At 69.8% G+C, this 22,832-nt stretch carries 22 protein-coding genes and 5 pseudogenes; 16 read left to right on the top strand and 11 right to left on the bottom strand.

Going from position 1 to position 22,832, the window contains the following annotated elements:
* Positions 1–33: 33 nt before the first annotated feature.
* Entirely contained in the window at positions 34–1,668 is a 1,635-nt protein-coding gene (locus ABH931_RS13735; protein ID WP_370112837.1) for a hypothetical protein, read from the top strand.
* Between the two features lie 75 nt (positions 1,669–1,743).
* On the opposite strand, the pseudogene ABH931_RS13730 reads toward ABH931_RS13735, so the two are convergent.
* Both ABH931_RS13730 and ABH931_RS13725 read right to left on the bottom strand, forming a co-directional pair.
* Positions 1,744–2,580, bottom strand: a pseudogene (locus tag ABH931_RS13730) (transposase); the annotation flags it as partial.
* A gap of 420 nt (positions 2,581–3,000) precedes the next feature.
* Positions 3,001–3,207, bottom strand: coding sequence for a hypothetical protein (locus ABH931_RS13725; RefSeq protein ID WP_370112836.1), 207 nt, complete (start codon positions 3,205–3,207; stop codon positions 3,001–3,003).
* Positions 3,208–3,416: 209 nt separating this feature from the next.
* Here ABH931_RS13725 and ABH931_RS13720 point away from each other — a divergent pair, with 209 nt between their 5' ends.
* Positions 3,417–4,475 carry a hypothetical protein gene (locus ABH931_RS13720; protein WP_370112835.1) on the top strand — a complete coding sequence of 353 codons (1,059 nt, stop codon included), beginning with the start codon at positions 3,417–3,419 and terminating at the stop codon, positions 4,473–4,475.
* Between the two features lie 212 nt (positions 4,476–4,687).
* Here the strand turns inward: ABH931_RS13720 and ABH931_RS13715 are convergent.
* Positions 4,688–4,786 (bottom strand): annotated as a pseudogene (locus tag ABH931_RS13715) (ATP-binding protein); the annotation flags it as partial.
* On the opposite strand from ABH931_RS13715, the gene ABH931_RS13710 reads away from it, so the two are divergent.
* Positions 4,766–4,933, top strand: a complete 168-nt coding sequence (locus tag ABH931_RS13710) for a hypothetical protein (RefSeq protein ID WP_370112947.1) — start codon at positions 4,766–4,768, stop codon at positions 4,931–4,933. The pseudogene ABH931_RS13715 and the gene ABH931_RS13710 sit on opposite strands and share 21 nt — an antisense overlap.
* 338 nt (positions 4,934–5,271) lie before the next feature.
* On the opposite strand, the gene murJ is transcribed toward ABH931_RS13710, so the two are convergent.
* Complete coding sequence (murJ, locus tag ABH931_RS13705; RefSeq protein WP_370112834.1) at positions 5,272–6,954, bottom strand: murein biosynthesis integral membrane protein MurJ; 1,683 nt, start codon at positions 6,952–6,954, stop codon at positions 5,272–5,274.
* Positions 6,955–7,194: 240 nt separating this feature from the next.
* Here murJ and ABH931_RS13700 point away from each other — a divergent pair, with 240 nt between their 5' ends.
* Complete coding sequence (locus ABH931_RS13700) at positions 7,195–8,361, top strand: ISAs1 family transposase (RefSeq protein ID WP_370112832.1); 1,167 nt, start codon at positions 7,195–7,197, stop codon at positions 8,359–8,361.
* Here the strand turns inward: ABH931_RS13700 and ABH931_RS13695 are convergent.
* Together ABH931_RS13695 and ABH931_RS13690 are read right to left on the bottom strand one after the other, a co-directional pair.
* Positions 8,257–8,610 (bottom strand): hypothetical protein, encoded by a 354-nt coding sequence (locus tag ABH931_RS13695; protein ID WP_370112830.1) that lies wholly within the window; start codon positions 8,608–8,610, stop codon positions 8,257–8,259. The two genes, ABH931_RS13700 and ABH931_RS13695, sit on opposite strands and share 105 nt — an antisense overlap.
* Positions 8,607–9,857, bottom strand: a complete 1,251-nt coding sequence (locus ABH931_RS13690; protein WP_370112828.1) for an IS256 family transposase — start codon at positions 9,855–9,857, stop codon at positions 8,607–8,609. The genes ABH931_RS13695 and ABH931_RS13690 overlap by 4 nt, the downstream gene beginning before the upstream one ends.
* A 271-nt stretch (positions 9,858–10,128) precedes the next feature.
* On the opposite strand from ABH931_RS13690, the gene ABH931_RS13685 reads away from it, so the two are divergent.
* The 7 genes and pseudogenes from ABH931_RS13685 to ABH931_RS13655 all read left to right on the top strand — a co-directional run bounded on the left by ABH931_RS13685 (position 10,129) and on the right by ABH931_RS13655 (position 15,278).
* Positions 10,129–10,665 carry a S1 RNA-binding domain-containing protein gene (locus tag ABH931_RS13685; protein WP_370112827.1) on the top strand — a complete coding sequence of 179 codons (537 nt, stop codon included), beginning with the start codon at positions 10,129–10,131 and terminating at the stop codon, positions 10,663–10,665.
* 18 nt (positions 10,666–10,683) lie between these two features.
* Complete coding sequence (locus tag ABH931_RS13680; protein WP_370112825.1) at positions 10,684–11,205, top strand: hypothetical protein; 522 nt, start codon at positions 10,684–10,686, stop codon at positions 11,203–11,205.
* Positions 11,206–11,238: 33 nt separating this feature from the next.
* Complete coding sequence (locus ABH931_RS13675) at positions 11,239–11,850, top strand: hypothetical protein (protein WP_370112823.1); 612 nt, start codon at positions 11,239–11,241, stop codon at positions 11,848–11,850.
* A gap of 325 nt (positions 11,851–12,175) precedes the next feature.
* Positions 12,176–13,030 (top strand): annotated as a pseudogene (locus ABH931_RS13670) (IS5 family transposase).
* Complete coding sequence (locus ABH931_RS13665; protein ID WP_370112821.1) at positions 13,027–13,464, top strand: hypothetical protein; 438 nt, start codon at positions 13,027–13,029, stop codon at positions 13,462–13,464. The pseudogene ABH931_RS13670 and the gene ABH931_RS13665 overlap by 4 nt, the downstream one beginning before the upstream one ends.
* Before the next feature lie 764 nt (positions 13,465–14,228).
* The gene (locus ABH931_RS13660) at positions 14,229–14,798 is read left to right on the top strand and encodes a hypothetical protein (RefSeq protein ID WP_370112819.1); all 570 of its coding nucleotides are present in this window, start codon (positions 14,229–14,231) and stop codon (positions 14,796–14,798) included.
* Positions 14,799–15,047: 249 nt separating this feature from the next.
* Positions 15,048–15,278: a hypothetical protein gene (locus ABH931_RS13655; protein WP_370112945.1), complete on the top strand. Its 231-nt coding sequence runs from the start codon at positions 15,048–15,050 to the stop codon at positions 15,276–15,278.
* Positions 15,279–15,595: 317 nt separating this feature from the next.
* Here ABH931_RS13655 and ABH931_RS13650 read toward each other — a convergent pair.
* Both ABH931_RS13650 and ABH931_RS13645 read right to left on the bottom strand, forming a co-directional pair.
* A pseudogene (locus ABH931_RS13650) lies at positions 15,596–15,790 on the bottom strand (class I SAM-dependent methyltransferase); the annotation flags it as partial.
* A 234-nt stretch (positions 15,791–16,024) separates the two neighbouring features.
* Positions 16,025–16,648 (bottom strand): TetR/AcrR family transcriptional regulator, encoded by a 624-nt coding sequence (locus ABH931_RS13645; protein ID WP_370112817.1) that lies wholly within the window; start codon positions 16,646–16,648, stop codon positions 16,025–16,027.
* Positions 16,649–16,769: 121 nt separating this feature from the next.
* Here ABH931_RS13645 and ABH931_RS13640 point away from each other — a divergent pair.
* Positions 16,770–17,039, top strand: a pseudogene (locus ABH931_RS13640) (SDR family NAD(P)-dependent oxidoreductase); the annotation flags it as partial.
* Between the two features lie 483 nt (positions 17,040–17,522).
* The gene (locus ABH931_RS13635) at positions 17,523–17,822 is read left to right on the top strand and encodes a putative quinol monooxygenase (protein ID WP_370112816.1); all 300 of its coding nucleotides are present in this window, start codon (positions 17,523–17,525) and stop codon (positions 17,820–17,822) included.
* Between the two features lie 100 nt (positions 17,823–17,922).
* Here ABH931_RS13635 and ABH931_RS13630 read toward each other — a convergent pair whose 3' ends face one another.
* The 3 genes from ABH931_RS13630 to ABH931_RS13620 form a co-directional block, all read right to left on the bottom strand.
* Positions 17,923–19,062 (bottom strand): SPFH domain-containing protein, encoded by a 1,140-nt coding sequence (locus ABH931_RS13630; RefSeq protein WP_370112815.1) that lies wholly within the window; start codon positions 19,060–19,062, stop codon positions 17,923–17,925.
* 234 nt (positions 19,063–19,296) lie between these two features.
* A complete protein-coding gene (locus ABH931_RS13625; protein ID WP_370112813.1) occupies positions 19,297–20,025 on the bottom strand; it encodes a Rieske (2Fe-2S) protein in 729 nt (242 codons plus the stop codon).
* Positions 20,022–20,606: an RNA polymerase sigma factor gene (locus ABH931_RS13620; protein WP_370112812.1), complete on the bottom strand. Its 585-nt coding sequence runs from the start codon at positions 20,604–20,606 to the stop codon at positions 20,022–20,024. Before ABH931_RS13620 ends, ABH931_RS13625 begins: the two co-directional genes overlap by 4 nt.
* Positions 20,607–20,882: 276 nt before the next feature.
* On the opposite strand from ABH931_RS13620, the gene ABH931_RS13615 reads away from it, so the two are divergent.
* The 3 genes from ABH931_RS13615 to ABH931_RS13605 are packed head-to-tail and all read left to right on the top strand — an operon-like array spanning position 20,883 to position 22,821.
* On the top strand, positions 20,883–21,422 hold the full coding sequence (locus ABH931_RS13615) for a plastocyanin/azurin family copper-binding protein (protein ID WP_370112810.1): 540 nt from the start codon (positions 20,883–20,885) through the stop codon (positions 21,420–21,422).
* Positions 21,419–22,348, top strand: coding sequence for a metallophosphoesterase (locus ABH931_RS13610; protein ID WP_370112808.1), 930 nt, complete (start codon positions 21,419–21,421; stop codon positions 22,346–22,348). Before ABH931_RS13615 ends, ABH931_RS13610 begins: the two co-directional genes overlap by 4 nt.
* Complete coding sequence (locus ABH931_RS13605; RefSeq protein WP_370112807.1) at positions 22,345–22,821, top strand: hypothetical protein; 477 nt, start codon at positions 22,345–22,347, stop codon at positions 22,819–22,821. Before ABH931_RS13610 ends, ABH931_RS13605 begins: the two co-directional genes overlap by 4 nt.
* Positions 22,822–22,832: the final 11 nt, after the last annotated feature.

Genomic DNA, 22,832 nt, shown 5'->3' with positions numbered 1-22,832 from the left:
CCTCACCCGCCCAACAGCCCTGGGGAACCACCGATGAAGCGCCGCCACCTGCTCCCGCTCGCCACCGCCGTCACCACCAGCGCACTGGCGGCCGCGTCGGTCCTGCCGCTCGCCGCCACCGCGTCGGCCGACACCAACCCGCCGCTCATGCAGGACATGGGATACCTCAAGACCGACCACGGCTACGTCCTGCGCGGCCTCGCCACTGGCGACATCTCGGAAGTCGTCTTCGAACTGGCCGCCGAACAGGCAGGGGTAGTGACCCGGTACCAGGTCACCGCGTCGCAGCAGGCAACCGACGGAAGCTGGCAGACCGCAGGCCCCATCAATGTGCCCCCGAACGTCTACGGCTTGTCCGCCTGGGCCGTCGCCCCCGACGGCACCAAGAGTCTGCTGATGGTCTCCGGGGTCTCTCTCCCGTTCCTGCCGCACCCCGAGTTCCACGACACCACCGCCGCCCCCAGCCAGCTCAGCCTCGCCACGCCCGACTTCAGCACCAGCGGCCACCTGACGACCTACGACCCCAACAGGGGCGACCTCGGCACGGCCTGGACCGGCGGCGGCACCATCGACATCACCAACGGCTCCTACACCGGCGACACCACCTCCTACCCGATCGCCGCCGACGGCTCCTTCCACGCCACACGGGCCACTGGCTACATCGGCGACGGCCCGGGCTCCCAGACCTTCACCATGCAGGCCTCCTACACCTCCGACGGGATCACCGCGACCGAACCCGGCCCCACCACCACTGTCCCCGAGGCGGCGCCCCTGCCCACCCGCATCATCCTGGACCGACCCGAGGCCACCGGCCTCACGGCGGGAACGACCGTCGACGTCACCGGCACCATCCAGTATCAGGACGCCACCGGCTGGCACCCCCTGCCCGACAGCTCCCTCTTCGCCGGAACCAACGGCAACTACTACGACCCGAACACCACCACCGACGCCGACGGACGCTTCACCGACCACCTCACCGTCCCCACCGCCGCCACCACCTGGAACCTCCTCGCGGAACACAGCTACGTGGACACCTCCTCCGCCACGTTCTCCGTCAGCAGCATCCAGCAGGCCGTCACTCTCCACCTCGGCGCGGCCTCCGTCGACGAGCACAGCAACCTGACCATCCACCCCAGCATCCACAGCACCAACGGCGTCGTACCCACCGGGCACGCGCAGCTGCAGCAGTCCACCGACGGAAAAACCGGCTGGACCACCATCGCCCAGATCCCCGCCACATGGACCATCTGGACCGGCCACGTCACCAACCCCCACGGCTACTGGCGCCTCTACTCCCCCGCCAGCACCGGCTACCACCCGGCCCTCAGCAACACCGTCCACACCTCCCGCTACCTTGCCGCCCTCACCGGCGGCACCCCGCCCACCACCACCGCCCACCACGGCCAGACCCTCACCTTCACCGGCGGCCTGTGGGAAGAGAACCCGAACGGCTGGCACCGAGTGAGCGGCGAGCAGGTCCGGCTCATGTTCCGCGCGGCAGGCTCCACCACCTGGCACACCGCCGCCGTCGAAATCACCGGCCTCGGCGGCTACTACACGCTCACGGGCACCGCCAACGTCAGCGGCACCTGGCAGGTCACCTACCCCACCCTCGACCCCAACCACACCCAGGCCGCCGGACCCGCCACCTACGTCCACGTCAACTGACTTAGTACTCCAGTGAGAGTGGGTCCGTACGGTCTTCGGCTCTGTCCCGCAATCGGTGATGACGCTTCGGGTTGCTTACTGGAGCAAGATCCGTTGGCGCAGGAGCGGGAACCCGGCGCGGCCGTGCATCTGCCTCATGATCCGCTTGGTTCGGGTATTGACGCCTTCGGTGCGGCCGTTGTGGTAGGGGAGGGCGAGGCCGGCATTGACGGCGACCCGGTCGAGTTCGAGGCCGTTCGCGAAGGAGTGCAGGTGGGGCAGGTCGACGGCGCGGACCTGGGTGATCCAGTCGGTGAGCTTGGCGTCGTTGGCTTCGGCTGGGAACAGGAGCCCGGCGAACTCGCCGACGAAGCAGGCGAGTTCGGTCATCTCGGCGCAGGTGGCGGTGAGTTCCCGCAGGAGTTCGGCGTCTTTGTCGCGCAGGTTGTCGGGGCGGGTCAGCAGGAGCCGGGACAGGCACCGAGCGGTCGTGACGGGCCTGTCGCCCTCGGCGCGGCCTTGGGTGATGTAGCGGACCAGGAGGTTCGCGCTGCCGGTGTAGCCCAGTTCCTTGATCTCGCGCAGGAGGTAGGTGACGGGCACAGCGGGGTCCTCGGCCCTGTGTCGGCGAAGGTGGTCGCGGAAGGGATCGACCAGGGTGGGCCGGTACTGCGGTGCGCGGCGCTCGGCCGTGGGCTCCTTCCTGCGGGCGTAGCGCTTGACGGTGTTCAGGGCGAGGTCCAGGCGGCGGGCGCATTCGAGCAGGCCGACGCCCTTGCCGAGCAGATCGTGGACCTGGTGCCAGCGTTCCCGGGTGGTCTGCTCGCGTAGGCCGCCTGGTCGGGCCGGGTTCACTGCGGTGGCCCAGCAGGTGGTGTGGGAGCGCACCTCGGCCAGGGTCTTGTCGCACAGGTTGGACCAGAGATGCGCACGACCCTTCCGGGCCGATCCTTCAGCCGCTCCCTGACCGCCGTGGTGGGGACACTCTCCGGCGGCGCGATGTGGTCCCCGGAAGCGTCGTCGCCCGTGGTGCCGCTGTCCGGTTCGTCCCCGGGGGTGGAGCGTGACGGCCGCGGCCGGCCACCGGCCTGCCGCGGCGTGGATCGCCGCCTGGCGCAGCGAGCTGGCGGGCGCGTCCGGCAGAGCGCAGGCCAGGGTGTGAAGGTCCTGGGCCAGCGGTTCGGCGTCACAAACCGCGAGGACCCGGCGCAGCAGGTCCTGGGCCTGGTAGGCGTGGTCGGGGTCCTTGCACGGACGGGGCGGGAGCCGCAACAAGGCTGCCGCGAGGTTCCCGCCTGGGGCCAGGGATTCGGGGTGGGGCCGTGCTCGGGCACGGCCCCACCCCGCGCCGGCTCAGCGGCGGCCGGCGCCACGCCAGGTGACAAAGAGGCCAACGCCGATGGTGGTCACAGCACCTGCGTCGGGGCCCACCGCAATAAGGACGGCCGCGGCGAGAGCTACCAAGGCGATCAGCGCCACAAGGTCACCGATCCGCTCCCACGAGCCGGCCGGGCGGCTGCGCTCGTCAGGGGCTTCCATGTTCATGGGGTCGTCAGTCATGAAGGGAAGTGAAGCCCACCCGGACGCCCTGGAGCCCGCCCTTCGACTGGTCCCGCCGAACGTCGGTGACGCCCGAACGCGGCCGAACCCTGATACGACGTTCGCGCAGCTCCGACGCGATGTTCGGGACCATTCGGGGATTTTCGGCACCGTTCGGCGTCCGACCTTCTAGGCTGGGCTCTTATGCAGGACGTGTTGCGGGCGGGGGCATGACCGGGCCGGGAGGGCCGGGCAATTCGGTGTCGCCCGCCCGTGATGGTGGCTTCGCGGCTGAGCTGGCGCGATATGCGCAGGATCTGCGCGCGCTGCGCATCGAACGCGGTTCCCCCTCCTACCTCGTGATCGGCCGCCGGATCCCCGGCCGTCGCCAGCCTCAACCGTCCACACTCAGCGAGGTGTTCACCGGGAAGCGCCTCCCGAGTTGGGACACCCATGCCGCACTGGTGCGGGCGCTGCTGTCGTTCGACGCCCACGGTCAGCCGATACAGCCCGCCCGCGAACAAGCGGACAACTGGACGCAGCGGTGGCGGATACTCAAAGGGCTGCAGCAGCAGGGCACGCAACCTCCTCGTCCGCCCGCGTCTGGCGCGGCCGCCCACGCTGCGGCGGTGCCCCAACTTCCCTCCCCCGGCGGGCCGCGCCCGTCCGGTGACGCCCGGCCGGCAGCAGGAAGGCCGCGCATCCACAGGGCGGAACCGGCGGCCGGAGCAGCCCGGCAATCACCGGAGCCCGCCCCCGCGTGGGCGGAGCTGTACCAGCTATCGGCTAACCCGGCGTTCACCGAATCGGACAAGGCGCGCATCGTGATGCTCGACGCCGCACACCGCCTGTCCGACGAGGTCTGGCGACTGGCGCAGCTGGTGGGACTGGACCAAGTCCAAAGTGGCGACTACCTTCACCAGCTCCGACAGATCGCCTACAGCCTGGCCGCGTTGGCCGACCATGTCGCCTACGCCGAGTCCGTGCGCGGCACCGCGACCGGCGTCATCGAGGACGGGCTCAAGACCGCTGGAAGGCTGGCGAGACTGCAGGAGGCCAATGTGCCGGAACGGATCTCCAAAGTCTGGGGGCGCCTGACCAGCCGTACCACTCCGCTCCACCTCGGAAGGGTTCTGAGTCGGCTGGACCGCTGGATCACCCAGAAGGACACGCTTTTGGACAAGGAGCCTCTCGCTCAAGTCCTGGACGCAGCAGCGCCCTGGACCGGCCGCGACGCCGCCGAGGCGGACCGCCAGTTCCTGGCGAGGCAGCAACCCCCACCGGCCTGATCGCCTTCCGGTGAGCTCACTGCGTGGTGCGGGCGCGCCGCGATGGTGGATGAATCGGCGCCGTGGTGCCGGGTGAGGTGCACTGGGACAGAGTGCGACCGCGGGGGCGGGTTGCAGTTCGCGGTCGCGCGGGGTCCGTTGTGTCGGTCGCGGAGGCGGTATCAGATGCGCGCGGGCTGTTGGGCTCTGCTCGCCTGACAGACCCACGCGTCGGCCCCGAGGTCTTCGATGGTGAACCAGGCGACCGTCATCCCGGCGTCGACCGCGGATTGGCCGAGTGCCTCGCTGAAGTGCGACTTCCCGGTCCCGGAGTCGGCAGGACGCACGTCGCCCCGGCTCCGGGAAACTTCGCCGTCCGCCTGGGCGCGATCGTCCGCTTCGCGAAGACCAGCCGGATCCTGGCCGAGCTGGCCGGGGGCACGCCGACCGCACCTGGGACAAGCGCCTGCCTGAGCTGATCCGCCCCGCCGTCCTGATCCTCGACGACTTCGCCATGGGCCAACTGACCGCGTCCCAGGCCGATGACCTCTACGAGGCCGTGGTTTCCGACGGGGTGTAGTCGGTGGGTGACGGCGGCCGGGCTCGGCCCGAGCGGGGCGTCGCCCGGGCCGGCGGCCGTCCTACGGGCGGGTGCCTCCCAGGTGGATACATGCTGCTCCCGTGCAGGGCGTCGCTGTCGAGTGCGTCTCGGTGGGTCAAGGATCTGGGGTGCGTGAAGGGGTGCGCAGGCAGGGCTGATGCGTTCTCACACTGCGAGATAGAGAAGTGCGGTGACTTGGACGGGCCGAGCGTAAGGTCAGCCCAGCCCGGGCAGGCTGGGTAGTTCGGAGATGCAGAGCAGGCGGGCGAGCAGCACGAACAGCACCAGCATCGAGACACCGCCGACCGCCAGGGCCAGCACCGAGCCGACGACCGGAACGTAGGCGGCACCGGAGCAAATCCGCGCAACGGCCCAGCCGGCGGCGCTGGCGGCGCCGGCTGCAGTAGTGAGCTTGCCGTAGGTGCGCATGAGCCGCTTGCCGTCCAGGCGGCCGTCCAAGCGGCGGCGCAGCTTGACCCCGGTGACGAGCAGGCCGCCGGCGTAGGACGCGGCGTAGGCGGCCGCCATGCCGGTGACGACCCAGCGCGCGGGCAGGAAGAGGTGACAGGCGGTGGCCAGGACGATGTCGAGGCCGGAGATCCAGACCGCCATCCAGAAGGGGGTGCGAGTGTCCTCGAATGCGTAGAAGCCGCGCAGTAGCAGGTACTGGGCGGAGAAGGGGATCAGGCCGAGCGCGAAGGCCTGCAGCATCTGACCGAGCGGCTGGGCTGAGGCCGCCCCGCTGCTGCTGTAGGAGAACATCACCGTGGCGATCTGCGGTCCGAAGGCCAGGAAGAAGAAGGCGGCTGGGACGATCGCCACACCAGTGACGCGCAGGCCCCGCGACAGGTCTTCGCGGACGTCGCCCAGGCGGCGCTCGGCAACCGCGCGACTCATCCGCGGCAGCATCGCGGTCACCAGGGAGACCGTGATGATGCCCTGCGGGAGCATCCAGATGTTCTGCGCGAAGAAGTAGGCGCTGTTCCCTGCGCCGGCCTTCGGCAAGACCGCGTCCACCGCGTTCGCATAGCGCGTCACCACGGTCAGCGCGACTTGGTTGACCAGTACGAACAGCAGGGTCCAGCGTGCTGCGGCCATGCTCTTGCCCAGGCCCGTGCCGCGCCAGTCGAAGCGCGGGCGCCACCTGAACCCTGTCCCAGCCAGATACGGGATCAGGCACACCGCTTGCAGGGCGATCCCGATCGTGGTGCCGATTCCGAGCAGCCGCACCTCGGCCGGTGTCACCGACGCGGCATCACCGGGAGCAGGCACCAGCCACCGGTACAGGCCGAACATGGCGATCAGCACGATGTTGTTCAGGACCGGTGTCCACATCATCGCCCCGAACTTCCCGCGGGCGTTGAGGACCTGGCCCAGCATGAAGAACAGCCCGTAGAAGAAGATCTGCGGGAGCAGGAACCGGGCGAAGGTCACCGTAAGCCCGAACAGTTGGTGACTGTCTGGCGTGTCGGGCATATAGAGGCCGACGATCCACGGGGCGAGCACTACGCCGACGACAGTTCCCACCGCTAGCACGCTCAGCACCATGGTGACCAGCCGCTGCTCGTGGGCCTGCCCGCCATCGGCATGCTCGGCTCGGGCCCGGACGAGCTGCGGCACGAGCACCGAGTTCAGCGCACCGCCGATCAGGAGCGTGTAGAGGCTCGTCGGCAGCGTGTTCGCGGTGTTGTACGCGCCCCCAGCAGCCAGCGTGCCCAGCGCGGCGGCCTGCAGCATCAAGCGGAACATGCCCGTGCCGCGCGACACCACGGTGCCCGCCGCCATCAACGCGGACGACCGCATCAGCCCTCCGGACGCGGCCCCCGAACGACGCCGCGCGTGGCGCCGCCGCTCAGTTCCATCCGTCTCCACCCCGGCTGTGCCCGCTTGATCGACCATGGCCTCAAATCTAGGGCCGCGAAGATCACCTTCGGAAGCTGGTGTCGCCAGCGATTCCGGGCTCAAGTGCCCTTGTGCGAGCAGTTGCCGATCCCGGTCGAGTGGAGATGCAGGGCTGACGCGATCTCAGGTGGCGATAGTCCAGGTCTGCCGCGGGTGGCCCCCGTTGGCAACAGTGGACGCGACTGCCAATGATCAAGGTTCTCAAAGCCATAGCTCATGAACAGGGGTCGCGTCCGCGTGCCATCCTCCCTGATCGGCGCCCTCGCCCGACACTGCGAGGACTCCGACCTGCCTCACCGGTCCGCCGGGTCCCCCGAACTCTTCACACTGGCCGAGGTCCTGGGCGATCTCCCGGATCCACGCCGGGTGCGCGGTCGCCGCTACCGCCTGGGCTCCTTGCTCGCCCTGTGCCTGGTCGCCGTCCTGGGCGGGGCCCGGTCGCTGGCCCAGATCTCCCGCTTCGCCGCCGACAGTGGCCCTGCCCTGCGCGAAGTCCTGGGCATGCATATGGCCACGCCCAACGCCTCCATGCTCGGGCGGCTGCTGTCCCGCTTGGACGGCGACGCGGTCGACGACGCCGTCGGTGCCTGGTTGGCCCGCCACCCCACAGACCCGGTTGACGAGAGCGGCGACACCCTGGTCGGGCTGGCCGTCGACGGCAAGGCCGTGCGCGGCTCACGCACCGCTGACAGGGCCGTCCACCTGCTCGCCGCGGCCCTGCACGGCTCCCAGACGGTCATCGCCCAACGCCAGGTCGAGGCCAAGAGCAACGAGATCCCGGCATTCGCCCCACTGCTGAACCGCCTGGACCTGCGAGGCGTCGTGGTCACCGCGGACGCGATGCACACTCAGCGCGGCCACGCCAAGAAAATCGTCGCCGCCGGCGGCCACTACCTGCTCGTCGTCAAGGGCATCCAGAAGAGGCTGCGCAACCAGGCCCGCGCCAAGGATCAGGTCCAGGACCAGCTTGCCGAGGCCCAGCATCTACTGGACACCCTCACCGAACAAGCGCGAGCGGAGCGCCGGCGCCAGGAAGCAGAAGCCTCAGCGCAGGCAGCCCGCACCAGCCACGCACAGGACGGCCCGTCACCTGCCCCGGGCACAGGCTCCCCCGCAGCGTCCGGACAAGCAGCGAAGGCGTTCGAAGCCGCGAAGACCCGCCTGGGAAAGCCCTACGTGTGGGGCGCCACCGGCCCGGACTCCTTCGACTGCTCCGGGCTCACGATGTGGGCCTACACCCAGGCCGGCATCACGATCCCGCGCACTAGCAATAGTCAAGACTTGTGGATCGACGGGAGCTCAGCGGTAGCGCGGGATCCCGCCGAGATCGGGAAGCTCGTCCTCGAAGTCGCAGGCGGCGACGGCGTCGTAGCCACGGCCCCAGACCGCGGTGAGCACGCGTGACACTGGCTCGACGAGGGAGAGTCCGTCCTCGTCGGCTTCGGCCTCGATCGTGAGCGGCCAGCCGATGAAGTCGTCGGCGAGGCCGGCGTCCGGATTCAGGCGGGCGTCGAAGACCATCCGGCCAGCTCGGACGGCGTAGTGGTCGTCGGCTTGGGCTCCGAGGGTGACCGCGACGAGCTCGGCCAGGAACTGCCGACCGGTGCCGCGGACAAAGATCTGGCAGCTGCCGTAGTCCTTCGCGGGGGTCACGCGGCTTCCTCCTGGCGCTCGACCAACGCGCCGTTCTCGAACCTGGCGCCGGCGCGGACCAAGGGTACGAGGTGGGCTCCGGTGATCGCGCGCCATCGCGCCTGGGCGGACTCGACCAGCTTGAACACCATCGCCAAGGCAGCGGCCGGGCTGCCGGCCCCGCGGGTGACCTTGGTGCGGAGCTTGACCGTGGAGAACGTCGACTCGATCGGATTCGTGGTGCGAAGGTGGATCCAGTGTTCGGCCGGGAAGTCGTAGAACGCCAGCAGCTCGTCCCGGTCCTCGGTGATCTTCGCGACGGCCTTCGGGAACTTGGCTCTGTAGGTCTTCGCGAACGCCTCGATCGCCTTCTCCGCGTGGCCACGGCCCTCCGCGTTGTAGATCTCCTGCAGCGCCTTCGTCGCGCCGGGCTGGGCGGACTTGGGCAGGCAGTTGGTGACGTTGCGGGATTTGTGAACCCAGCACCTCTGCGGCCGTGCGGCCGGGAACACCTCGGCGAGGGCCCGCCATAGACCCATGGCGCCGTCGCCGACCACCAGCTCGGGGTCGCGCATCCCGCGGCGGCGGCAGTCGCGCAGCAGGTCGGCCCACGACTCGGTGGACTCCCGCAGGCCCTCTGCCAGGGCGATCAGCTCCTTGGTGCCGTCCAATCGCACGCCGAGCAGGACCAGGACACACGAATGGGCCTGTCCGAGGCGGACCTTGGGGTGCACGCCGTCGGCCCACACGTAGACGAAGTCGCGGTCGGACAGGTCGCGGGCCTGGAAGGCGGCGTGGTCATCGGTCCATTGCTTGGTCAGCCGGGCCACTGTCGCGGGCGACAGGCCGGCGGTGCCGCCGAGGAACTGCTCCAGGGCGGGAACGAAGTCCGCGGACGAGAGGCCGTGCAGGTAGAGCAGCGGCAGCACCTCGGAGATCTTCGGCGACTTGCGGCACCACGGCGCGAGAATCTTCGAGGAGAACCGCTTGCGCTCGCCGGTGGCGTCGTCGACGCGTCGGTCGTTGACCCGCGGGACGGTGACCTCGACCGGTCCGGCCGCGGTGACCACGGTGCGGGGCCGGTGGTGGCCGTTGCGGACCACGAGGCGGTGCCCGCGCTCGTCGGTCTCGGCAGCCAACTCGGCTATGTACTGGTTGACTTCTGCCTCCAGGGCGGCGGCGAGCATGCGTTGGGCGCCCTCGCGGACGATCTCGTCGATCAGGGAGCCGGACTGGGTGGAGCCGTCGTCGGTGAATACGCTGAGCACAGGCGTGCCTTCCCGACCCGCGCTGCAACGCGGGCCTACTCGCAGACCATCAAAGGATCAATCGGGAAGGTACGCCTGCTGCGTTCCTCCCGGTGTCGATCCACAGGTCTTGAGCATTGCTCGCGGAGAACGACGCCCTGCGCCAACTGTCCGCCCGTCGGTCCGCTGCCCTCATCCCCATAGCGCGATGAGGTGGCGCTCTCCAAGACTGTGGACAACCGCGGACAGACGGAGGAGGCCGGAATCAAGGTGAAAGTGCCATGATCAGCCCATGACCGAGTACTCCTGGCCCGACTGGGGGAACGACAAGGACTACGGAGCACGCGTAGTAGCCGCCTGGCCCGACACGGTCCTCCACCTTCCCATCGGCACCCAGATCACCGGCGAAGTCGTCGGCCGCCGGCCCTTCGGCATCTTCCTCACCATCGACAACCACCCTGACGCCGTCGGACTCGCCGAGATCACCGCCATGCCGCGGTGCATGGAGTTGCCCCAGGTCGGCGCTCGCGTCACCGGACACGTGCTGTGGCACGCCGACCACAACCACCAAGTGAAGATCAAGCTCACCGAGTGGGACGACCACGCCGACCTCCTCCCGCCGTTCGCCGACAAGATCGGCGAGACCGTCACCGGCCAGGTCACCAAGCTCGCACCGATCGGCGCCTTCGTCCGCATCGCCGACTGCGTCGAAGGACTTGTCCGCCCGGACGACCTTCCCGTCGAGCCTGTAGTGGAGGGACAGGAGTTGCAGATCACCGTCCTCGCAGTTGATCTCGACCAACGTCGCATCTACCTGTCCGCGACCTGACGATGTTGAGGGGAACCTTTGGAGAAGCCGATTTTCGACCACGGCCCCGGGAGCATCGAGAGCGTCGAGACTCACATGGCCCGGATCCCGAGCAAGCAGGAACTGGAGCAGATCCGCGAGGTCGCGCAGTCCCATGCGTATCGCTCTGAAGAACCCCGCGGGGACCGTCTGCGCTGGGCCAAGCTGTCCCTGGCGGCGAACAAGCGCTTCCACGGCGACGATCCGCAGGCGCAGGCTCGCATGCGCCAGCAAGAGTTGATGCTTCGTACCTGGATCATCGAACACCTCGGCCCGGACGCCGACTCTGACTGGAACCCCCAAGCCCTGGCCGAAGACACCCTCGCGGCACTCACCCTCGAACCTGGCGAGGCAGAAGCGGCCTCTGCGGACTGGCGAGAGCTCCCGATCGAGCAAATCCGTCTCCTGCGCCACCACAAGAACCTCACCGGCCATGTCGACCGATTGATCCCGCGCCTGGAGCCCGGGCAGATCAAAGATCAACTCGCCAAGTGGGCGTCGGTGCGCGCGCACCTGCCCTGAATCGGAGGAGCAGCCCTGTCCCCATGTGATGGAATGAACGATGTGACCACCCCTTGGATCCTCTACCGCCCCGAGTTTCTGCGTCTCGCGGGCCTTGCCGCGCAGGCCGACTCGGCGGTGAGCATGATGTCGACCTGGGATGCGGGCGAGTGGGGGCTTGCCGTGGAGGACCTCGCGGACCTCCTCTCTGAGCACCACACGCCACTTCTGCGCGCAGACCGTGCGGCCGTACTTGGCCTGGCCGAAGTGTTTGACGTGTCCGGCCGGACTATGTCGGCACTGCGCTGGTGTCCTGACCTGGAGTCGGAAGATGAATGGTGGCGCGAGGTCGAGGGTCTGCCTCGTGCTTCGGCCATCGCAGATGAACTCATCCGGGAGATCGCGCCAGGACACGCCCTCTACGGGGTCCCGCTGGCTCCCTGGCTTGAGTGTGGAGCCTGCGATGACGTGCTCGTCCGACTCGACGACGAGAACGCCCGGACTGGAAGCACGCCCTACAAGGTTGCTGTCGTCCACGTGGGCTGGTCTCGGCGGGCTGAGGAGCCGCCCTGGCCTGCCACCATCGTCTTCGACCGCGCGCTCGATGCCCTGGACCGGCTCGAAGCCTGTTTCCGTACCGCAGGCACGGACAAAGCTGACGCCTGAGGCACCGGAGGCCGAAGGGTCTCCGGCCTTGCTGCCGCCGGGACGGCCCTGCCAGCGGTAGCCGCCGCCACGACGCCGTCAGCAGGCCAGGCGATGCCCACACGTCGGACGGGGCCCAGCTAAGCGACCACGCCGGGAGGCGCTGTCGCTAAGATCCGCTCATGACGTCACGATGGGCAGATGCCGCGTAGACCGCCGCGCAAGGTTCGGGTCGTAGCTCCTGGCCCTCTGAGAGGGCGTTAAGTCCGTTTCTGGATGATCTGGTGTCGCCCGTTCGTGTGTACGGAGCTGACGTGCATGTCGTGTGCATGTTGGGCTTGAAGGTATGGAACGGATGCCGTACTCAACGGACTTGTCCGACGGGCAGTGGGCCTTGATCGAGCCGCTGGTGACCGCCTGGAAGCTGGAGCGGGTGTCACGCTCGGCGACCGGGGATCCGGGCTCGTGCGATCTGCGTGAGGTCGTGAACGCGCTGCTCTACCAGAACCGGACGGGTTGTCAGTGGCGGCTCCTGCCACATGACTTACCTGCCTGGTCGGCGGTGTTCTACTACTTCACTCTCTGGCGCCAGGACGGACTTGACCAGCGGATCCAGGAGATCCTGCGCTGCCAGGCGCGGGAGCGGGCCCGGCGATGAGAGGACCCGTCCCTGGTGATCATCGACACCCAGTCCGTCCGCGCGGCGGCGGGGGTGCCGAAGGTGACGACGGGGCTGGGCGCAAACAAGAAGACGCCCGGCAGGAAGCGGGGACTGGCCGTCGACGTGCTGGGCCTGGTCATCGGCGTCGTGGTCCTCGCTGCGAGCGCGCACGACAACGAGGCCGGCATCGCCTTGCTGGACCAGGCAGTCGAACGGTGCGGGATGCGCCTGGAGAAGGCTCTGGTGGACCAGGGCTTCAAGGATACCGTCATCATCCACGGGGCGGTGAACGACATCGCCGTCGAGGTGGTCCGCCGCAACCCCGACGACGCGGGCAGGGGCTTCGTCCCACAGCCGAAGCGATGGGTGGTCGAGCAGGTCAATGGCACCCTGATGCTGCACCGGCGCCTCGCCCGCGACTACGACCACCGGCCCGACAACGCAGCCTCCCGCGTCTACTGGGCCTCGACCGCGGTCATGCTCCGCCGCCTCACCACACCCAGCCCCGCCTGGCGCGACGACGTCGAGCTGGCCGCATGAACGTCACCGACCTCCTTCGCCTGATGCAGACCGAACACGACGAAACCTCTGCACGAGCCCATAGCCTGCGCGAACAGATCGAGCGCCTGACCGCCGAGCTCGTCGACGCCGAGGCCCGCCTGGCCGAGCTCGCCGCGGCCCGCAAGGTCATCGACAACCTCACACAGGCCGACCAGGAGCCGGCTTCCTCGGACATGGACACCGTCTACCAGCGCATCGTGACCGCCTTCAACGAGCATCCCGGGCGAGTATTCCGGGTCCGCGACCTACACGAACTCCTCGGCCTGCCACCGACGAGCCCTCAATCAACGTCACCCGCTCCCGCCTGGGACGACTCGTCCGCCAGGGAGTCCTCGCCCAACCCGGACGCGGCCGCTACCAGAAACGGACTTAACGTCCTCTCAGGTCGCGCAGGTGGGCGCCGGCGTGGTTGACCACCCCGTTCCCGTCGGCGCTGACGACGAGCTTGGGGCGAGACCGGGTAGTCTGCACGCAGAAAGTGCCTTCCCGCTGGAACGACTGGGACCTTAGACAAGCCTCATCGTTGCAGTTCAGAAGGCACTTTCGCTTTTTCGATCATGATCCGGACGCGACCCCAGATGAAACGCGCAGGCTAACACAAAGGCAGGTGCACGGTCTGGTGGCACTGCCTACGATCGCCGGGTGGATCGACGCGTCCCCTCTGGACCGAGCCCCGTGGACAGCCACGCCCTGCGTTGCTTCCAGCGAGGCGACGGCGAGCACGCTCGGAGCATCCGGCTCCATCCCGTGCATCCTGACCAGAACCTTGCCCTGCACGTCAGTCGGATCGAGGCGGCTGGCTGGCGCCTTGCGGAACAGTGCTTCGGGTTCGATGGGTCCTACCGGTTCTGCCAGATGCGCTTCGTTCGCCCGGCTGAGTGATCAAGGAGCGGGTTGGAACGGCGACTCGGTCAGCGCCTCCCCCCGGCCCGCGCCCAGGACCCAGTACTGGTCCCTCATCCGGTGCTGTTGTGCGCGCTCACGCGTCACCTCGTGACCGGAGCGCTGGCCGGCTGCCTGGAGACGTGAACTCGAATCAGGGGGCAGTTGAGCGAGGACAAGGTCTTGCCGGAGGTCGCTGGGCGGATTCCGGCCGCTGCGGCTTCAGTTGGGTGGGCGTGGGCATCCTTGCCCGACGCTTCCACGACCAGGTTCGCCAGTCCTAACATCAGTGGCTGTGACGGCATTTCAGATCGGCTGGTCCCGCGCGCTGCGGCGGGAACGGCTGCGGGCGCTCGCCTGGCGGGTCGGCGTCTACACGGCCCTGGGGCTGTGGGGCTGCTTCTCCTGGTATCCGCTGCATCGTGCGCTTTTCGGCTTGGAAGGGTGGGGCGCGGTCGCCTTTTGGGCGGCCCTGGGCGTCTGGGACGCCGTCGTGATCACCAACCGCGCCTTCGCCCTGGTCCTGGTCGACGACGAGGGGATGGACCTGCGCTCCTTCTTCACACGCCGCCGGATCCTGTGGACGCAGGTGAGCGACATCGCCATCGAGCTGCGGCCGAGCACCAAACAGCGCGTGCTCCGCGTATACCGCAAGGATGGCCACCCGATCACGGTCCCGGGCGCGGTAACACCCGGGACCACGGCCGATCCCGGCCCCTTCCTGCCCAACGCCCTCGCACAGGGCACAGCCCCGCCCCGCTACGCGGGCATCGTCGAGGCCGACCTCGATTCCAAGGCGACGGCCCTCCGCGAGCAGTGGCAACGCGCCCTCGGACAGGCCGGATCCCCCACTCCCCTGCCGTAGCGCCGGGTCGCCAACCGCAGCGCTCAGACTCGCCATCTGAAGCGCTCAGTCACAGACGGCCACCGGACGTGGCCGGGGCAAGCAGCCCTTTGGCTCGTCGAGGTAGCCCCGGCCTTCCTGGCAGAGAATGAGGATCTACGCGACGATCTGGGGCTTCTGTGCTCGCTCACGCGCAACTACGTCGCCGGGCAACTGGAAGGCTGCCGACACGGTTGGAAGACCAGCAGGGCGGAGCTGACCGAGGCGGGCGTGCTGCCCCAGGTCGCCGAGCGCGTCCTGGCCGCGACCGCGGACGAGGGCCAGCGCCAGGCGATCGTGGTCGACGACCTGGTGTCGACCGATCCATGGACCCCGCGCATGCTGGAGATCCGCGGCCCCGCCGAGGCGATCCCGACCGGCGGCGCACACCTTGGGTCGGGATTCGGCGAGGCGTTCATCCGGATCCATCCGGACAAGGTCAACAGCTTCGGCATCGAATAGCCCCGTCCCGCTGTCAGGCCGTCGTCCCCAGCCAGGAGCGGTAGCGCCGCAGGGCGCGGCGCTCCACCAGGTTGTCGCAGACCAGGGCGTGCGCCGGGCGCGTGCCGGAGGCCGGTTCGGGTGGACGCTGCTGACCAATCGAGTGTGCCCGTGGTGGACGAGCGGCCAGGTCCCCTCCCCGGCTTCGCGGAGGCGCGGTTCCCCAGCGGCCCTCGCCCGCAAGCCGGTCGAAGACCGACCGGCAACACCGCCGCGCCACCGGCCGCACGGGTCCGGGCCACAGCGGCAGCGGTCAGGTCGACGCCGAGCGCGGGCAGGCCGAGGGACAGCAGCTCGGCGACAAGCCTGCCAGGACCGCAGCCGACGTCCAGCGCTGGACGCCCGGCCCGCACGCAGCGTGCCAGGAGGCTGTAGTCCGCCCTGTCCAGCGGGGCGCACCAGCGTTCGACATCCAACAGATGGCGCTGTCCGTCGCGGTGGCGCAACCACAAGGGGCCGCGCCCGGTCGGCATCACCTCGGAGAAAGGGTCCTGCGCCCATGCCCGCGCCGGGGCGGCACCGGAGAGAGCGGGTGGTGGGCCAGCCTGAGCCGGGAGAAGGGGAGAGCCGGCCCGTCACCGGGCGGCCCCTGCTCGGGCGGTGACCTCGCGCCAGGCTGACCCAGGTCACGCCACGCGCGGCGGTGACGCCCCAGCGTGATTGGCGTGCTGACGGACGTCGTACCCGTCGTGGTGTGCGGTGGGGGCCTACGCGCGCACCGTGTGCGCGACGACGTGGTCGATCATGGCGCTGAGGGTGACTTCCAGAGGGTGGACGTCGCGGTGGATCTGCGTGAGCAGCAGTCCGCCCTGGAGTGCCGCGAGGATGGTGAGGGCGAGGTCCTCGGGGTCGGCGGTGAGCTCGCCGCGTTCGTGCATGGCGCGCAGGCCGCCGCGGATACCGGACTCCCAGCGCAGGAACGCGCCGGAGACCGCCACGCGGGCCTTCGCGTCGGTCTCGGCGAGTTCGCCGCCGAGTGAGCCGATCGGGCAGCCGCCGCGGCATTCCAGGGTGCGCTGGTGCTGCACGAGGAAATCGCACCAGGTCCGCAGGCCCTCGATGCTGTCCAGCCGGGCCAGCATGGGTTCCTGGCCGCCGACGACCGTCTCGTTCTGGTAGGCGATCACGGCCAGGACGAGGGCCTGCTTGTCGGCGAAGTAGTGGTAGAGCTGCGAGCTGCTGGCCTGGGCGGCGGCCTTGACGTCCTCCATCGTGGTACCGGCCACGCCGTTGTCGAACATCAGCTGCGCGGCGGCGGAGACGATGCGCTGCCGTGTCTGCTCGCCCTTGCGGGTCAGCTTCGCGGGGCTCGGTTCGGTGCGCGTGGTCATGGATCCAGCCTACCCCCAGTTTTGGATTGGACATTCCATTTTTAGTGGCGAATAGTGGATTGGGCAAGCCATTCCGGGGTCTTGGAGGGCCCCGGAGACGCACGTCCTGTGGAGGTTCGTCATGGAACTCACCGGCAAGGTCGCCCTGGTGACCGGATCGACCAGCGGCATCGGCCGCGCCACCGCACAGGCCCTGGCCGCCCGCGGCGCCCACGTCCTGGTCTCGGGCCGCGACGAGGAACGCGGTGTGAAAGCGGTGGCCGCGATCCGCGCCGACGGCGGCCAGGCGGACTTCCTGCCCGCCGACCTGCACGACGCCGACTCGGCCCGCGACCTGGCCCGCCGCGCCCTCCAGACCGGCGGCCGGGTCGACATCCCGGTCAACAACGCCGTCGCCCCCTACACGCGGCGCTGAACACCCCTCGCCGGGGCACCTGTTCGCGAGACGGCGCGCGCCAGGAACGGTGACGTCCCAACCCGGCGCGCCCGAAACCCCACGTACGGGCCGCGCAGGCCTTGGGTAAGCCGGACACCACTGGACGTCGCGTTGCACACCATGCCGGACATCGTGCCCAGCACAGCGGCACATCTTTCAGGTGGCCATCCGCGGCTACCGGCGGGAGCCAACGATGACCGAGGCGATGAGGACCGCGACGCCCTCAACGACTCGCCGCCGCGACTGACCCGGTGGGGCAATCCGCCGCGGACCGCAGATGGCCGGCCTGGGGGGACGCTCGGACGTTGGTCCGAATCGGCGCGCCCGTCCCACCACATGGTGCGGCGCACCGTCCGGGCCCGCCCGGGCGCGTAGCGTCGACGAGGACGCCTGGGCCGAATCCGGCCGGGTGACTGGTTCCGACGCCCTGGAGCGCACATGACCTCGCGGCTTGGCCTGTTGGCCCGCATCGACGCCCGCCCCGAGAACGCCGACAAGGTCGAGCGGATGCTCACCGACGCAGTGGACCTGGCCCGCCAGGAGGAGGGGACGGTGACCTGGTTCGCGTTCCGGCTCGGCCCGGTCTCGTTCGGCATCTTCGACACCTTCGCCGACGAACAGGGCCGCACCGACCACCTGAACGGCCGTATCGCCGCGGCGCTGGGCGACTCGGTCGCCCTGCTCGCCACCGCGCCGACCATCGAGCAAATCGACATCCTGGCCGCCACCCCGCTGTAGCCGGGCAGCCACAGCCACACCAGCAGGCCGTGGACGACGGCGTGAGGTCCGCCCCACGCTCGGAGAGCGCGACACCCTGGGGGTCGCCGGTGGGGGCGTGTCAGCCGACGGGGCCGAGGAGGCGTTTGCGGGGTTCGGCTTCGCCTTCCACGTGTGTCCGGGGGGTGCCGAGGTTCTGGCGGACCGAGTCCAGGATGGTCAGCCCCTGCCCCACCAACCCCGCGGCGATCTCGCCGAGGCCGTCCGCGCCGTTGAGGACGTTGACGTTGGCACCGGCCAGGCCGCCCGCCGCCTCCTTGACGATCTGCGGCAGCTGGTCGATCAGCATCCGGTCCAGCGCGACGCGGTCGTGCGAGGCGGCCGCCTCCGCCTGGATCTTCATCTTCGCGGCCTCGGCCAGCGCCAGCACCCGGATCCGCTCGGCCTCCGCCTCGGCGGGCTTGACGATCTCCGCGACCAGCTGCTGCTGACGCAGCTCGGCCGCGCGCTGGGCCAGTTCGGTCTGGGCTGTCAGCACCTCCTGCTGGGCGTGTGCGGCGGCCAGCGGCCCGGCCTGCGCCGCCTGCGCCTGGGCGCGGTCGACCTCGGCGTTGTACTGGGCCTTCACGACCGCCGTCTGCCGGGCGTACTCGGCCTGGTTCCGGGCGGCCGCCTGCTCCGCCTCGGCCGCGGCCTGGGTGGCCTGGGCCTGCGCGATCTTCGCCTGCCGCTGGATCGCGGCCTGGTGCGGAGCGGCCATCGCCGCGATGTAGCCGGCGTCGCCGTCGTCGATGGACTGGATCTGCAACGAGTCCACGGTCAGGCCGATCTTGGCCATCTCGGCCTTGGAGGTCTCCAGCACCTCCGTGGCCAGCTTCTGCCGCTCGGTGACGATCTCCTCGACCGTCATCGAACCGATGATCGACCGCAGGTGGCCGGCGAAGATCCTCCCCGTCAGCACCGACATCTCGTCCTGGTCCGACAGGAAGCGCTGACCCGCGTTGACGATGCTCTCCGTGTCGTTGCCCACCTTGAACGCGATCACCGCGCGCACCGTCAACGCGATGCCCTGGTGCGTGACGCAGTTCTCGTCGACCTCCGCCTCGCACATCGCCAGCGTCAGAAAGCGCGTCTTGCGGAAGACCGGTGACACGAACGCGCCGTGACCGGTGACGACGCGGAACGGCGCGGCGCCCAGGCCACGCCGACCGCCCGAGATCAGCATCGCCTGGTCCGGAGCGGGAACCCGATAGCCGAACATGGTCATCTCCTTGGTCGAGATCACCCCACTGGTACTGCCTTCGCTGCGGGTTCAAGCCGCGCGCACAGTGCCCGCCCGTTCTGCGGGCTGGTCTCCGGAACAGGACCCCCTGCGCCCTGGACTACGCGCCGCGCACCGATCGGGTTCACTCACACCGACGCGGCGCCCTCACAGGCGGTGCGGTATGCCCGCGGGAACGTGGTCACGGCTCTCCGACCTGGACCGTCGCCGAGGTCACGCGGCCGGCGGGGAGTGGTCGCCGGCCGGCGCATAGATCTGGATGGTCCCGCCCTGTTCACGTACGGGCACGCGCGGCAGTGCGGGCAGGGGTGTACCGGACTGGTGCGGGCGGGTCAGGTTGATGCCGACGAGGCTGAAGGTCGCGCCGTGACAGGGGCAGGCGAGCTCGTCCCTGGCGGCGTCGAGGTTGAGCCGGCAGCCCTGGTGGGTGCAGTTGCCCGACACGGCACGCAAACGCCCGCCGGTACGGCGGACGAAGCCGGTCACCGAGCCGAGGTCGAACGCGACAACAGCCCCCTCGGGAACCTCGGAGGCCTGGGCGACCGCCTGCCAGGTACCGATGACCGGGACCAGCTCGCCGGACGCGGCCGGGGGCTGGACCTGCGCGCTCCGGCCGTGGCCTTGGAGGATCTGGTCGGCGGCGGCGCCGGCCAGCGCACCGGTGGCGGTGAGCGCGCCCGCGGCCAGGAACCGGCGGCGCGCTGGGATACGCCAGGCCGGCCGCGGTTCAGGCGTGGCCTCCCGGGTCTGCTCGTGTTCGCGCAGTTGGTTGCGCAGCCGGTCGACGAACGCGGGGCTCGGCTCGTGGGCGTCGGGCCCGGCGGCTGCGAGGTCGATGGCGGTGCGCACCATGGTCAGCTCTTCCTCGGTGGCCGCGAACGGCTTGGGACGGCGCCGACCGAGCAGCCGGTCCACATAGCGGTCTACTGCCTGCCGTCTCATGACGCCTCCCCTTCCGTGTCTGCCTGCTTGTCTGCCGTGTGCTCCACCCGAGCCGCCGCGCGCAGGGCCCGGTGCTGCAGGACTTTCGCGTTCGCGACCGAGACTCCCAGTTCGGTGGCGGCCTGCCGGATGGTGTACCCGCGCAGGAACCTCAGGGTGAGGATCTGCCGGTACCGCTCCGGGAGCGCATCCAGGATGCGCCGAGCGTGCGCCTCGGCCTGGCCCTCGTCGTCGCTCGCATCGGGCGGGAGTTCGGCGAGGTCGGCCATGTCGGGGTCGATCTCGGTGACCTGGTGGCCAAGGGTGCGCCGCCAGTGCTCGGCGAGCACGGTCCGGGCGGTCGCGGTGAGGTAGGCGCGGACCTGGCCGATGTCGGCTCCGGGGCGCAAGGGCCCGAGGGCGGCGGTGAACACCTGGGAGGTCAGGTCTTCGGCGTCGGGGCGGTTGCCGACCTTGGAGAACATCAACCGGTAGATCCGTCCCACGTTGTCCGTGTAGATCGCGTCCCAGTCGGGATACACCGCCCAGGGCAGCAGCGCCGGACGCGGCGATGGCACTGCGGCGTCAGCCCGCCAGATCATGGCCCCGCCGGCCCGCCGAAGCGCCTGGAACCTCCCCCGACCGGCCACGGCTCATCGTAGAGCGCGGCCCGCACACGATCTGTCTCGGCATCGATCAACCCTCCGTCGAATCTCTTCGCCCACAGATACGGGCGGGGGTTACACCCGGTGCTGGCCGGCCCGGTGTAACCCCCGGCCGTATCCCTTTGCGACGGCAGCTGACCAATGGTCCGAACTGCTGCCCGGAGATCACGTTCGAGTCCGTGCCCTTCCAGGGCCGATCAGAGAGCCGAACGCATGAAGACGTCCTTCCCCTGGCGCCGGGCCGGCGCCGCGGCCGCTGCTGCCGCGGTGCTCGCGGTGAGCGGGCTGACCCTGGCCGCCTGCTCCAGCCCCGCGCACCCCGCCGCGTCGGGCACCGCCATCGCCATCGCCATCACGCCGGGCTCGGGCCAGCCGAGCCTGGCCGGCATGCCCGGCTCCACGGCGACTGATCCGGTCACCCAGCCATCCGCACCCATGGCCTCGATGAGCATGCCGTCCAGCGCAGGCGCGCAGGCACCGGCCGGGACACCCGTGAGCGCCGACCGCGTGGCCATCAAGAACTTCGCGTTCGCGCCCGCCGCCATCACCGTCAAGGCCGGCACCACGGTCACCTGGACCAACCAGGACAGTGACGCGCACACCGTCACCAGCCAGAACAACGCCGGACCGCTGAACTCCCAGGCGCTGAACACGGGGCAGAGCTTCTCCTACACCTTCACCACCCCGGGCACCTACCACTACCTGTGCACCATCCACCCGTTCATGACGGCCACGGTGACGGTGACCCGATGACCAATCCCATGACCAGGCGCCAGTTCGCGCGCCACACCGGCTGGTTCGGCGCCGCAGTGGTCCTCAGCGTCGCCGGCGGCGAGGTCGTCAGCCACATCGCCGACACGCGCGACAGCATCACCGCGGCGGCGACCGCGGACACGAACACGCTGCGGTTCGTGCAGGTCTCCGACAGCCACATCGGCTTCACCGGACCCGCCAACACCGACGTCACCGCCTCCTTCACCCAGGCCGTCGACCAGGTCAACAGCCTCGGCTTCCGGCCGGACTTCGTCCTGCACACCGGCGACCTGACCCACCTGTCCGCCCCTGGGCAGTTCGACCAGGTCAAGCAGATGATGAGCGGCCTGCGCACCGACCGGGTGTTCACCGTCCCCGGCGAGCACGACTCCGTCGACGACCACGGCCGCGCCTACCGGCGCGCCTTCGCCCAGGCCACCGGGGGCGACGGCTGGTACAGCTTCGACACCCACGGCGTGCACTTCATCGCCCTCGTCAACACCCTCAGCCTGGAGAAGCTCGGCCACCTGGGCACCGAGCAGATCGACTTCGTCCGCCGCGACGTCGCCGGACTGTCCTCCGACACCCCGATCGTCGTGTTCAGCCACATCCCGCTGTTCGCCATGTACCCGCAGTGGGGCTGGTCGACCGACGACGCCCTGCAGGTCCTCAACCTGCTGAAGCGCTTCTCCTCCGTCACCGCGCTGAACGGGCACGTCCACCAGCTTTTCAGCCGCGTCGAGGGCAACGTCACCTTCCACTCCGCCACCACCACCGCCTACCCGCTGCCGGGGCCCGGCCGGGCCCCGGCCCCCACCCCGCAGGTCCTCCCGGCCCGGCAACTGCACACCGCCCTCGGCATCCGCACCGTCACCTACCGGCAGGGCACCACGGCGCTGGCGATCACCGACCAGGAGCTCGCATGACGGCCCACCAGCCGCTCCGGGCCCGGCTCTCCCCGGCGCCAGGCTCGGCGCGACTGCCTGCCGCGAGGGCGCTCACGGCAGCTGCGGGCGCGACGCTCGCCGCCGGCGGCTTCGTCCACGCCCAGCTCTACCTCGACGGCTACCGCTACCTGCACGTGGTCGGCATGCTGTTCCTGGTCCAGGCCGCGGCCTCGTTCGGCCTCGCAGTGCTGCTGCTGGCGGGTACGTTCCTGCGGCCGCCGGCGCTCGTCCACGTGGCCGCCGCGGGCACGGCGCTGGGCGCGCTCGCCGGCTTCGCCGCCTCCCGCACGGTGGGCGTCTTCGGGTTCACCGAACACGGCCTGCAACCCGCACCCCAGGCACTTGTCAGCATCGTCGCCGAGGCCGCGACCGTGCTGGCGCTCCTGGCGGCGGCGTACGTCACCGTGCGGCGTGCAAGGGCGGGCACGTCCGGTCCGCCGAGCTTGCCCTGAGGACGGCATGC

This window comes from Streptacidiphilus sp. MAP12-33 (genome assembly GCF_041261265.1).
Lineage (GTDB): Bacteria > Actinomycetota > Actinomycetes > Streptomycetales > Streptomycetaceae > Streptacidiphilus.
This window is presented reverse-complemented; position numbering and strand designations above follow the sequence as displayed.